Here is a 13046-nt window from a genome sequence, read left to right on the forward strand (position 1 = left end):
AGCGGCACGATGTCGGAAAGAACGGGGGCACACAAAACAGGCCTGCAATTCACCCTAGCGCTCCCCGGCGTTGAAGAGGTCGCGGTGATCGACTTCACCCATCGCGAAGCCCTCTCCCAGCCTTTCGAACTGGCGCTCAACCTGGCCAGCCGCGACGGCAGCCTGGAGGCTGCCGAGCTGCTGGATCGCGAAGCAACACTCACCATCTGGCAGGACGGCGAACCGCTGCGCCGGGTGCACGGTATCGTCAGCGAATTTGGCCGGGGCGATCGCGGCCATCGGCGCACCTTCTACTCCCTGGTACTGCGCCCGGCGCTGTGGCGGCTCTCGCTACGCCACAACTCGCGGATTTTCCAGAAGACCGATCCGCTCACCATCATCAATACCCTATGCGATGAGCGCGGCATTCGCGACGTAGCCTTTGCAGTCACCCGCGACCTGCCCGAGCGCGAGTACTGCGTGCAGTACCGCGAGACCGACCTCGCCTTTATTGAGCGCCTGGCCGCCGAAGAAGGGCTGTTTTACTTCCATGACTTTGAGGACAGTGACGCGGGCGCCCACCGACTGGTGTTTGCCGACGATCCGCAGGTACTGACCCATCTCGGCGAGCGCAGCTACCACAGCCGTGCCGGAGGCACTGCGCCCATGCGCCATGTGCGCAAGCTCAGCCATACCGCCCGGGTGGCGAGTTCGTCCGCCACGCTGAAAGACTACAGCTTTAAAAATCCCGCCTATGCGCAGCTGCACGACCACCTGGGCCGTGACGTGGAAGGCCATGGACAGCAGGTCGATTACGAACACTACGACTACCCCGGCCGCTATAAGCAGGACGCCTCCGGCGAGCCCTTTACCCGTATCCGCCTGGAGCAACTGCGCCGGGAAGCGATCACCGCCAGCGCCGAAAGCGACCTGCCCGAACTGGCCCCCGGCCTGCGCTTTACGCTGACCGACCACGACACCGACAGCCTCAACCGCGACTGGCAGGCCATCAGTGTTCTTCACCACGGCGAACAGCCCCAGGCGCTGGAAGAAGATGGCATCACGCAGGGCGATGCCAACGGTATGACCCGCTACCACAATCAGGTCACGCTCATCCCCGGTGATGCCCCCTGGCGCGCTACGCCCAATCCCAAGCCCCGTGTCGATGGCCCCCAGGTCGCCTTTGTAGTCGGCCCTGAGGGCGAAGAGATCCACTGCGACGAGCACGGCCGGGTCAAGATCCAGTTCCCCTGGGACCGCTACGCCGAACCCAATGAAACGGCAAGCTGCTGGGTGCGGGTTGCCCAGGGCTGGGCGGGCGGCGGCTATGGCAGCATCGCCATTCCGCGCATTGGTCACGAAGTGATTGTCTCCTTTCTCGAAGGCGACCCCGACCAGCCGCTGATCACCGGGCGTACCTACCACGCCGTGAATACCGCACCTTATTCGCTGCCGGAACACAAAACCCGCACGGTACTGCGCACACAAAGCCACAAGGCCGAGGGCTTCAGCGAACTGCGCTTCGAAGACGAAGCGGGCGAAGAGCAGATCTGGCTCCACGCCCAGAAAGACCTGGAGCTGTTAACGCTCAACGACCGCACCGAAGAGATCCGCCGCGACAGCCACCTCAAGGTGCACAACGACCGCATCAGCGAGATCGATAACGACGATCACCACACGGTGCATAACAACCGCCATACGAAGGTAGAAGGCGACGATCATCTAACGGTTGATGGCACCCGCCACGAAAAAGTCGGCCGCGCACAACTGCTGGAAGCGGGACAGGAAGTGCACCACAAGGCAGGCATGAAAGTCGTGATCGAAGCCGGTGCGGAAATCACCCTCAAAGCCGCCGGCAGCAGCTTCCTAAAAATCGACCCCAGCGGCGTCACCATTGTAGGTCCGCAGGTCAAGATCAATTCTGGGGGCAGTCCAGGCAGTGGCAGTGGTCAGGCCGCGCAGGGACCGACATTGCCGATGGAAGCAGAGACAGCGAGCCACCAGGCCGTTGCGCCTATCAATCGGCCCGCCCAGCTTAAAACCTTGCTGAAAGCACCGCCAAGCTGTGAGATTTGTGAAGAGACAAACCAGGGAAATAGCTAGATGGAACGTCCCCAGGCAATCACACATGCATTGGTGGACGGGGCTCGTTACCCCAATGCGCTCCAACGCTTGTATAGCCGCGATGACGTTGACGAGATTGAGCCCCTCTACTTGATGACCCGCTGGTCATCGTTGGCTGAGCAGGGGCCAATTCTGGTTCGTCTTAAAAGCAATGGCCTGGCGGATGAAGCTCATGCTGACGACGAAAGACTATATCGTTCGCTTTCGTTACTGAGCAGCCACGCAAGCACGGGCGACTTGAGCAATCACCTGGTTCGGTTTGTGACATTTAAAGGGGAAGAAGGCCAAGAACAGTTGTTGCGCTTCGGCGACCCCCTGGTGACGAGGCACTGGTTGAGCAGCTATGGGAATGCCCTCCCGGCGGCGCTCATGGGGCCTATCGATACGTGGTGGGTGGCGGACTGGGCGCCGAACTGGGCCGAGCCGCGTCCCATTACCTGGCAGGCATTTAGCTCTCAAGTGAGTTCAGGGACAACGAAGACGGTGCCAGCAGATGCCTTCCCACCCATGGGGCGTGACCAGCTAGCGGCCCTTGAGGCGGTGACCCGCTGGCAACTCAAGGAGCGCCTGACGGATTACCTCAACGAGCACGCGGCCGAGGCGTGGCAAACCCGCCCTACCGAAGGCCGTGGCCAATGGCTTGATGACCGTTTGGACGATGCCATGGCTTGGGGGGCGAATACCGAACGCCAAATAGCGATCTGGGTAGCGCTTAGTTTGATCTGGGGCGACGACTTTATGACGGCAAACGATGGACTCTATGCCCGTTGGACACGGCATGCACCCAACAAAGCTCGACTCTCCCGGCAAGATCAGCTTAAGGCCCTTGATGCCTGGAGCCGCACACCGGCTGTTAACGCTTCTCAAGGTATCCAGAATCATGAATCACTTTCCTAAGTACCGCTTTTTTAGATGAGAACACCCATGGCTAACACGGATGCACAGGCCCAAGCTCGCGACGCCCAATTTGATGAAACCCCTTTTGGCACAGGCATGTGCCCCTTACTTATCGACGTTGCAATTTTCCCCGCCCGCTATGCCATTGATGAATCGTCCGCCGAGGCAGAGGCTCCGGCGCCACACCCAATTGATGCGCATTGGCAGGGGCCTGGCTATCCTGCTATCGAAACTCGCGGCTACACGCTTCGGCAACTACGGGATGGCTGGCTCTATGTCTGGGTAGAGGAAGAAGGAGAGCAACGACTTGACGAATACCGCGTGGAAGGCGCCACGTTCAGCGGAGCCCCCCACCTCACTTACTCAACGCGTACGTCGCTGGCCTTGGCCTACTCATCAGTGCAGTGGACTGAGCGTATTCGCGCGCACATGCGGGAAAATGCCGACGCACGCCAGCGTTTGATGCGCTCCCTTGACCCGATGACGGCGTTGAACGCCACCGCAGATGGCACATCGCTCACTGCCCACGTGGGACCTTTAACCCAACTCGCAGAGCATGTCGCTGATATTACCCCCAATGGCGCGGCCGATGGTTTTACCGCTACCACCGTCTCGACCGTTGAGCGGGACAGTGACACCGAAAACAGCCAAGCCGATGACGATAGCGTCTACGAGTTACTCACGGTCAAGCTTGAAATCACTCAGGACAGCGTACTGGCTAAGGTGGACCGTCACGACGAAGCACTCTTTATCGCGCTTGATGACGATTTAGGGATTGTCAATGACCTGGCCATGGCGCTTGTTGGCCGCGAAATGGAACTTGAGGCTTTTCTTGATGAACACGGGCATCGATTAGAGATGGCGTCGGTCACGCAGTTGTTATGCGGGACCGACGATAGCGAACTACCCAAAGACGTACGTAACGATCCAGAGCGGCATCGGCAGGCCCAGGAACTGCTTCAGCAGCGCCTGGAAGCTCTTGAGGCCCAGGAACTGTCTAACGCCGTTAACCGCGGCTCTCCCTTTGGGCAGCAGGGCTCCACCCTACAGCGCCATCATGAAGAACGGCTTGAAACGATCGATTCCAATTTAGCCGCCATGGGAATCGAACCGCCAAGCCGAGACGACCTGGATGCCTGGAAAAGCAAACGTCCATGGCGTGATGACGTATATCATGACGAGGCTCTTGATTATCTTGCTACGTACGAACCCAAGCTAGAACGGTTACGCAGCCATGCACATGCCAGCCTCAGCGATATCATCGTCTGGCTTGAACGGTTACCGGCTCAAGCGGAAGAACTCTTTTATGACAATTGTGATGAGGCGCAAAGCCAGTGCCTGATGGAGTTCGTCGCCTTAATCGCGGACGCCGTTGGAGCGAATGAGACAGGCCGTGAGTGGTTAACCCGTACCTTCCGTGAGCGCGATACGCTGGTTGGCACCGGCCCATTCAACTTTTCTCCAGTGTTGGCACAAGCACTGGATCAAGTGTCTGCTCAGTGGCTGGCATCCGGCGACCCGGATGATCAAGCGATAAGCATCGAACTGGGTGATGCGCTGAACATCGGTAATGTGGCCGTTAACCTTGACACTGTCCTGGGCTACGAACATGTGCAGCAATCAGCCGTTTTTCAAGCATTGGCACCTCCTGTCAAAGATGCTTTCTCCGTACTCAAACAAGTCGCTGCAGAGGCAGGCAAAGCGAGTTGGCAATCTATCGCCTACCATGCGCTTCCCGCCGCCGGAGCAGGCGCCCAAGTCGCCTCAAAGCAGTTAATCAGAAACCTCTCGATCACCATGGTGGTGGCCTTCGTCCATCCGGATAATGATGGCCTTTATTTAGAACGAGACGACGCCGCACGCGCACAGCACCGCCGCTGGCGACGGGCTATGCAGCGCTTGTCGCAGTCCAAGGCAAACCTTTCGAGCAGGTTAAGCCTGCCCATGTCGCCTGGCGCGCGCGCCAATACGCATCGTGACATCGCCCGCCTTGAACAGGAGCACCGCTTGCTAGCACTAAACGAACCCAAGCGCTTCACCGCAGGCGGAGGTAGTCAAGCGAGCGCGGGCGTGCTGGCTGACCTTGGGTTTGGCGAACTGCGCGAACAGCACCGGCAGCGGCTAGGCCGGGCAGCGGGAAACGCAGCCGCCGCGCGGGAGCGCCTGCAGCGCTGGGTAAATGCCCGAGGCATCGGTGGACTACCACTATTGATAGCGGCGCTTAACCTCGTCAACGTGACCAATACTCTGCTAGATGCGGAAAAAGATGGCGTTGACCGCGAGGAGATGGCCACCCTTGCCAGTCAGGCAAGTTATGCCACCTCTGCCGTGATGTCGCTTTGGGTAATACCTTATTGGCAGCGGCATGCCAAAAACTTAGCGCCATTACGCGGTTCAATGACCAGCATTACTGGTGCGGGTATATCAACGTGGAAAGCTGCTGGACAATCTAGTGCTGCTAGGATTGCTGGAAAACTCGCAAGTCGCGTAGCCGGTTTAGCCGCTTTTGCGGCGATTGGGGCGGGGGTAGAGTCTTGGCAGATATGGCAGCAGCGCAAAAACTCAACAAACAAGGATGAACGACAAGCACTGACAGCAAAGTTTTTCATGACAATAGGCATGACAGGTGTCAGTGGTGCTCAATTGGTTGGCGCATTATTGAGTCGCCGGTTTGCCTTTGGCTGGATTATGGCGCCCTGGGCGGGGTGGGCAATGCTGACTTTAAGTGTTGGCTATCTGCTGTTCTCGGTGTTGGCAGAAAACTACCGTCGCGAAGGCATACGCTTATGGCTCTATCAAAGCACCTGGGGTAAAGCCAATAAGTGGACGGGCAGTGATAATGACAATAGCGCAGAACTGCGTGCCTTGAATGAGGCGCTGCTTGAACCTTCACTCAAGCTAACCCCTGTTACCACCCTTGGAGCTGAGTTCGACACCTCCCGCACGATGTCTCCCTACTCCCCGGGTAGACGCGTGCCCATCATACAAGGCTACTGGGTACAGTTGGCTCTCCCCGCCAGTCTGTCGGGGGAAACCATCACTATATCAGAGCGATTGGCGGCCGGGGCTTGGACCCCCTCGGATAGCTTTCAAACCACGCCGCCATCGGAAGTACCTCTCCAGCTACAAGAGTCTGTTTCCTATAACGCAGATGATCCGCTACGGGTATGGCAGGCGTGGTTATCGGTGGATCAACTTCCCAAAGGCCAGCCATTCCTGATGGAAGTCATCTATGACGAAGCGATCTACAGCGATAGCCAGGGCGCACTGCGCTTTCCTTTCTATCAAGCAACGCCCAGCCAAGGAAATATCGAGATCGATAAACGCTACCGTTACACAGACAACTCAGCAAACTTACCTCTGACGTTACCGACTGCCTGATTGATAAAAGAGAGTTTTCACCATGTGGTTTATTCAACCCAAGCGGGACTATGTAGCAGAAATGCCCTGGAGACATGCTGATGAACCAGCGGTGATGACGTGGCAGATACGCACACGAGACTACGACATATTTTATGCTAACTTAATGTTTTATATGATATTGGCTATTGCCACTGTAGGCGCAGTTGCCGTTTATTCCTTTAATGAACATTTTATGTCTTCATTATTATTGGGGGGGGTAATGTTCGCTTTTCTCTTGCTAGTTGGCATGAGCATGACCCATCAAACGGCGATTATCGTTTATCGTTTAACCGATAAGCGCATCGAAGTATTTTCCTGGAAACCACAGATTGACTCGGTCAAGCCGGTAATGAAGTGGACGGCCATTATTTCCGGTGTGGGAGTGTTGTGTTTGGTATTAGTAAATCCTGACTTTATTATCGCCGCGATTGGCCCCATAGGAATAGGTGCAATGGCAGCGTTGATGGGTAATTCTAAAGACTATCAGTCGATGGTGCGCAATGAAGAATATCATGAGATAGATTGGCCGAATACAGAAGATATTGCTGTTTGGAGAAAGCGTCGCCTGATTGGCCTGCGTTTTACTTGGAATAATGAAGATGGCTCACATTACTCCGTTTACAGCAAAGTTTATTGTCATAAAAAAGATTTTGAGAAGTGCCTAGATATATTTAAGCAGCGCCTTCCGGATACGCCCTATCGTGAAGGAAAGCTTGTTGTGCATTCGCACTTTGCGACGCTGCCGGAATAAGCAATGCTGGCGTATTTAGTTCACCTGAGGCCGGGTGTTAAAACAGAATTTGCCATATATCGCATGCTTTCGTACTACTATCACTTCCTAGCTAGACGTGTGCCCATCATACAAGGCTATTGGGTGCAGCTAGCCTTGCCTGCCAGTTTATCGGGAGAAAATATCACCATACCGGAGCGATTGGCGGCAGGGTCCTGGGCCTCCTCTGGTAGCTTTCAAACCACACCGTCATCGGAAGTGCCCTTGCATCTACAAGAGCCTATTTCCTAAAACGCAGATGATCCGCTACGGGTATGGCAAGCCTGGTTATCAGTAGATCAACTTCCCAAAGGCCAGCCGCTCCTGATGGAAGTCATCTATGACGAAGCTATCTACAGCGATAGTCAGGGGCAGTTGCGCTTTCCTTTCTATCAAGCAATGCTCAGCCAGGGGAATATCGAGATCGATAAACACTACCGTTACACAGAAAACTCAGCAAGCTTACCTCTGACGTTACCGACTGCCTGATTGATTAAAGAGAGTATTCACCATGTGGTTTATTCAACCCAAGCGGGACTATGTAGCAGAAATGCCCTGGAGACATGCTGATGAACCAGCAGTGATGGCATGGCAGATACGGACTCGGGACTACTATACGTTTATTGCTAATATTTTATTTTGTATAAACTTTATTATTTCATTCGCAGTAGGGTTTGCAGCTTTCTCTTTTAATGAGCCTAGTATGTCCTCGTTTATATTGGGAGCAGGTGGGGGGGGGGATTTGTCATACTTATTAGCATGAGCATGACTCACCAAACGACGATCATCGTTTATCGTTTAACCGATAAACACATTGAGGTATTTTCCTGGAAGCCACAGATCGACTCAGTCAAGCCGGTGATGAAATGGACGGCCATTATTTCCGGCGTGGGGGTGTTGTGTTTGATGTTTATTAATCCTGACTTTATTATCGCCGCAATTGGCCCTATCGGCATTGGCGTGATGGCGGCGTTGATGGGTAATTCTAAAGACTATCAGTCGATGGTGCGCAATGAAGAATATCATGAGATAGATTGGCCGAATACAGAAAATATTGCTGTTTGGAGAAAGCGTCGCCTGATTGGCCTGCGTTTTACTTGGTATAATGAAGATGGCTCACATTACTCTGTTTACAGCAAAGTTTATTGCCACAAAAAAGATTTTGAGAAGTGCCTAGATACATTTAAGCAGCGCCTTCCGAATACGCCCTATCGTGAAGGAAAGCTTGTTGTGCATTCGCATTTTGCGACGCTGCCGGAATAAGGTCTACTGAGGGGGTTAGTCCTAGCTTCATAGAGCAACCGTAGCACTTTGAAGCACCCAAAGAAGCAAGAAGGCCAGCAGTCCTTCTGCTTTATCCACTAAAGTGAAGCAAAGTATAGGATACCGACAACTAATCGGACCGAACGATACCAAATTCAAGCTTGTAGCGGAGCGGGTCTATGACCCCACCCTTGATCATCTCAATATGCTCAGCGCTTCATTGCATATGCCGTTCTAGCGTTTTTCATCACTATCTTCCGTCGGCACAGGCGGCGTCCAGATCGGCACGTCCTCACGCTGGGGCTCGGGCCAATCCTGCTGCATGGCGCTGTTCAGGGCTTCTTCCAGCTTCATGAAAAGCTCGCCGTAGCGAGGGCTGAAGTTGATGCCTTCCTCGATTTCTTTCCAGGCATCGAACAGTTCGTCCTCGTGGGCCTCCTCGTTCTGCACAAATGCCCAGGTCATCTGCTTGGCGCGCATCGGGTGGACCCCCATGGCCGTCAGCGCATGCCCGCCCATCTCCAGTGCGGAATGGTAGGTTTCGCTGACGATGTCGTCGGCACCAGCCTCGCGCAATTGATAACCATGGCCACGGTCAAATGCCCGGGCCAGCACCCACACATGGGGGTAGTAATGCTTGACGTACTTGACCATATCAACGGCACGCTTGCGGTCATCAATGGCCACGACCAGCAGGCGCGCCTGTTCGATACCGGCGGTTTCCAGTAGATCTGAGCGACTGGCATCACCGAAATAGCTTTTGATATGAATCCGCCGCAGGTTCTCGATCTGCTCGAGCTCGTGATCGAGCGCGACGATGGGCATGTTGTTGGCGCACAGCAGGCGGCAAATGATCTGTCCGAAACGCCCCACGCCCGCCACGATCACCGGCGCCTGTTCTTCAATGGCATCCGCCTCGCGCCCGTCGTTTTTGGCCCGGCGATAGCGTGGCAGCACCAAGCGGTCGTAGGCGATGAACAGCAGCGGCGTCAGGAACATCGACAGCGCAATGACAAGCGACAGTACCTGGGAAATCTCGACGGGAATCACGCTGTTCTGCACGCTATAGGTCAACAGCACGAACCCGAATTCACCGGCCTGGGCAAGGCTCAGGGTGAACAGCCAACCGTTGCTGCCACGCACCCGAAACAGCAACGCCAAAACGAGCAGAATGGTTGCCTTGACGGCTATCACCACGACGCCAAGTACCAGCACCGTGCCCCACTGCGAGGCCAGTACCTGAAAGTCGATCCCCGCGCCGACGGTGATAAAGAACAGGCCCAGCAGAAGCCCCTTGAACGGATCGATATTGGCTTCGATCTCATGCTTGAATTCGCTGTTGGCCAGTACGATACCGCCCAGAAACGCGCCCAGTGCCGGGGAAAGGTTCACCAGGCTCATGAGGGCAGCGATACCGATGACGAGCATCAGCGCCGTCGCCGTGAACACTTCACGCAGCCCGGAGCCCACCACATAACGGAATAGTTTCGGTACCAGGTAGTAACCGCCGGCAATCACGCTGCCGATCGCCGCGACCACCACCAGGGCATACGCCCAGCCGGGCAAGTGAGCCACCAGGCTTATGCCCGCATGACTGGCGCGATCATCCCCTGCCCCCATCAACTCTGGCAGCGCCAGCAGGGGAATCAGCGCCAGCATGGGAATGACCGCGATGTCCTGGAACAGCAACACGGAGAAGGCGCTGCGGCCTCCCTCGGTTTTTTCCAGACCCTTTTCACTCAGGGTTTGCAGCACAATCGCTGTCGAGGACAATGCGAACAGCAAGCCGATAGCGAGCGAGGTTTGCCACGTAAGCCCCAGCCACCAGGCAATGGCTGTGCCTGCCACCGTGGTCAATCCTACCTGCAGTCCGCCAAGACCGACCAGGCGTACGCGCATGGCCCAGAGCCCTTTCGGATCAAGCTCCAGACCGACCAAAAACAGCATCATCACCACACCAAATTCGGCAAAGTGCTGAATCGTGGTCGTTTCCTGCCCCACCAGACCCAGTATCGGGCCAATGACCACACCGGCCATCAGGTAGCCCAGTACCGAGCCAAGCCCATAGCGTTTTGCAAGGGGAACAGCAATCACCGCCGCCACAAGATAAATAAACGCCTGGATAAAGTACGCGGTCATTGAGACTCCTTGTATTTTTTTAAACTAGCTTGACTTCACTGACGCAAACGGTATCGTACTAGTACGCTAGTACATTATCTATTACCTGGTGGCACACGATGTCTTCAAACCATGCTTTCAAACGATGATTACCAGGCGGAGCTGGTTCGCCACTTGCTTGCCATCGACTCTCCAGAGGCAATGGATGAAGCACTTGCCAGCCTGCTGACCCCTGCAGAGTATCAAGAAATCAGTAAGCGCCTACAGATTTTCAAGCTGCTGCGCGAGGGTGTCCCCCATCGCAAAATTGCCGAAACCCTGGGCGTAGGGATCGCCACGGTATCCCGTGGCTCACGCGCCTTGACCTCGTTACCCTCTTCACGACCTTCTTCACGGAATGATCATCTATGACCACGGCCGATAAGCAAGACGCACAAGGCCCTGAGCCTTTTACGCTGCCGCGCAAGCCGCACTACGTGACGCTGGCGGCGGACTGCGATTTTTTTGCGCTCTTCCAAAAAATCGAGCGGCAGTTTACCAACTGCTACATGCTGGAGTCGCTGGGCGAAGATAGCCATATGGCGCGCCACTCGATCATCGGCTTTGACCCAGAGTACACGCTTTACGCCAACGGCCACACGCTGACGATCGAAGACCGCGACGGCCATGCCAATCACTACCCGAGCGATAACCCTTATGAGTTGCTGCGCAGCCTGATTCCCCAGAACATTATTTCGCGTAAATATGCCGGTGGGTTAAGCGGTTACCTCGGTTACGACGCCATGCAGTACTTCGAGCCATCGCTGACGTTAAAAGCCAGCGATGATTTCGATACGTTCCGGTTCGGGCTCTATAAAGACGGCTTGATCCTCGACAAGATGACCGGTGAGGTTATCTATTTTTACTACGACAATAGCCGCTACGAGTTCCTGCAGACGCTGATCGACGCCGACGACACGCCCCCCGGCCCGCTGCATATCACTGCCCTGGGCGATACCATGAGCCAGGCAGAGCACGCCGAGGCCGTGGCCAAGGTGAAACAGGACATCATCGACGGCAAGGTCTTCCAGTGCGAGGTCGGCTTTAAAAAGCGCTTCCGGATTCAGGGCGATACCCTGGCGCTATACGACCAGCTACGCACCATTAACCCCTCGCCGCAGATGTACTACGTCAAGTTTGGTGATCAGAAGCTGATTGGCGCAAGCCCGGAGCTGCTGTTTCGACTACGCCAGGGCGAAATGGAAACCTTCCCGCTGGCGGGCACCACCACCCGTGGTCAAACGCCCCAGGAGGATACCCAACTCGCCCGGGCACTGCTCAATGACCCCAAAGAGATCGCCGAGCACAATATGATCGTCGACCTGCACCGCAATGATATTGGCCGGGTGGCGCAGTTTGGCACAGTAAAAGTGCGCAGTCTGATGGATATCAAGCGTTTCAGCCACGTCCAGCACATCTCCAGCGAGATTGTCGGCATTATCGCCGAGGGTGATGACATGTTCAGCGCCCTGGCCAGCAATTTCCCGGCGGGCACGCTCACCGGCGCCCCCAAGATCGAGGCGATGAAGATTATCGACGACCTGGAAAATGACGGACGGGGCCCCTACGGCGGCGCTGTGGGGCAGTTCTCGTTCAACGGCGACTGCACCTTTGCCATCCCCATTCGTACGGTATTTGTGAACGGCGAGCGTGCTTACGTGCAGACCTGCGGCGGCAACGTGTATGACAGCAACGCCGAGGATGAGTACGAGGAGATTCGCCGTAAATTTGCCGGCACCCGCAAGGCCTTGGCCCCCTTTATGAGCACGGAAACGGAGAGCCCCGCATGAAGGTGCTGATCATCGATAACTACGACTCCTTCACCTATAACCTGTATCAGTTCATTGGTGAGATTCTGACCACCGAAAAAAACCGCGGCAGGGTGCCCCATTTCGAGATACTCGTTAAGCGCAACAACCAGATCGACTTCAAGACCATTGAAGCCATGGCGCCGGACCGCATTATTATCTCGCCTGGCCCCGGCTCACCGGATGACCCGCGTTACTTCGGCGTCTGTGCAGAGGTGATAGAAAAGCTCGGTAAAACCACCCCGCTGCTGGGGGTTTGTCTTGGCATGCAGGGCATTGTGCACGTGTTTGGCGGCCAGGTGGTCAAAGCACCGCTACCCATGCACGGCAAGATCAGTCCCATCAACCACAACAACCACTCGGTGTTTAATGGCGTCCCCGACCAGCTCGAAGTGATGCGCTATCACTCGCTGATTGCTGATGCCGCGACCCTGCCTGAATGCCTGGAAGTCACCGCGACGGTAGGTGCCCTGGCGGCGGACAACTTTGAACAGCGTAGCCGCTGGCAGGCGGTCGGCGAATTCGAATTGATGGGGGTTAAACACCGGGACTACCCCATTCACGGCATTCAGTTTCACCCGGAATCGTTTGCGACCGAAGGCGGCAAGGAGTTGATTGGCAACTTTCTGTTTGCCTATGACGCCTGA

Annotated in this window: 10 protein-coding genes; 9 read left to right on the top strand and 1 reads right to left on the bottom strand. The window is 55.7% G+C overall.

Annotation, left to right across the window (positions count from 1 at the left end):
* Positions 1–9 precede the first annotated feature (9 nt).
* The 6 genes from IT895_RS10415 (at position 10) to IT895_RS10440 (ending at position 8434) form a co-directional block, all read left to right on the top strand.
* Entirely contained in the window at positions 10–2082 is a 2073-nt protein-coding gene (locus IT895_RS10415) for a type VI secretion system Vgr family protein (RefSeq protein WP_199283424.1), read from the top strand.
* Complete coding sequence (locus IT895_RS10420; protein ID WP_199283425.1) at positions 2083–3000, top strand: DUF4123 domain-containing protein; 918 nt, start codon at positions 2083–2085, stop codon at positions 2998–3000.
* 27 nt (positions 3001–3027) lie between these two features.
* Complete coding sequence (locus IT895_RS10425) at positions 3028–6381, top strand: T6SS effector BTH_I2691 family protein (protein ID WP_199283426.1); 3354 nt, start codon at positions 3028–3030, stop codon at positions 6379–6381.
* Between the two features lie 22 nt (positions 6382–6403).
* Positions 6404–7153 carry a hypothetical protein gene (locus tag IT895_RS10430; protein ID WP_199283427.1) on the top strand — a complete coding sequence of 250 codons (750 nt, stop codon included), beginning with the start codon at positions 6404–6406 and terminating at the stop codon, positions 7151–7153.
* Between the two features lie 345 nt (positions 7154–7498).
* Positions 7499–7660: a hypothetical protein gene (locus tag IT895_RS10435; protein ID WP_199283428.1), complete on the top strand. Its 162-nt coding sequence runs from the start codon at positions 7499–7501 to the stop codon at positions 7658–7660.
* Positions 7661–7936: 276 nt separating this feature from the next.
* Positions 7937–8434, top strand: a complete 498-nt coding sequence (locus IT895_RS10440; protein WP_199283429.1) for a hypothetical protein — start codon at positions 7937–7939, stop codon at positions 8432–8434.
* Positions 8435–8668: 234 nt separating this feature from the next.
* Here IT895_RS10440 and IT895_RS10445 read toward each other — a convergent pair whose 3' ends face one another.
* The gene (locus tag IT895_RS10445) at positions 8669–10573 is read right to left on the bottom strand and encodes a monovalent cation:proton antiporter-2 (CPA2) family protein (protein ID WP_199283430.1); all 1905 of its coding nucleotides are present in this window, start codon (positions 10571–10573) and stop codon (positions 8669–8671) included.
* Positions 10574–10684: 111 nt separating this feature from the next.
* Between IT895_RS10445 and IT895_RS10450 the strand changes: the two genes are divergently transcribed.
* From IT895_RS10450 to IT895_RS10460, 3 genes are read left to right on the top strand one after another with little or no spacing between them, the layout of a single operon-like run.
* Positions 10685–10963, top strand: coding sequence for a Trp family transcriptional regulator (locus IT895_RS10450; RefSeq protein WP_066320066.1), 279 nt, complete (start codon positions 10685–10687; stop codon positions 10961–10963).
* A complete protein-coding gene (locus IT895_RS10455) occupies positions 10960–12381 on the top strand; it encodes an anthranilate synthase component I family protein (protein ID WP_066320063.1) in 1422 nt (473 codons plus the stop codon). The genes IT895_RS10450 and IT895_RS10455 overlap by 4 nt, the downstream gene beginning before the upstream one ends.
* Positions 12378–13046, top strand: coding sequence for an anthranilate synthase component II (locus tag IT895_RS10460; RefSeq protein ID WP_199283431.1), 669 nt, complete (start codon positions 12378–12380; stop codon positions 13044–13046). The genes IT895_RS10455 and IT895_RS10460 overlap by 4 nt, the downstream gene beginning before the upstream one ends.

Origin of the sequence: Halomonas sp. A40-4 (assembly GCF_015767635.1) — a bacterium.
GTDB classification, from domain to species: domain Bacteria; phylum Pseudomonadota; class Gammaproteobacteria; order Pseudomonadales; family Halomonadaceae; genus Vreelandella; species Vreelandella janggokensis.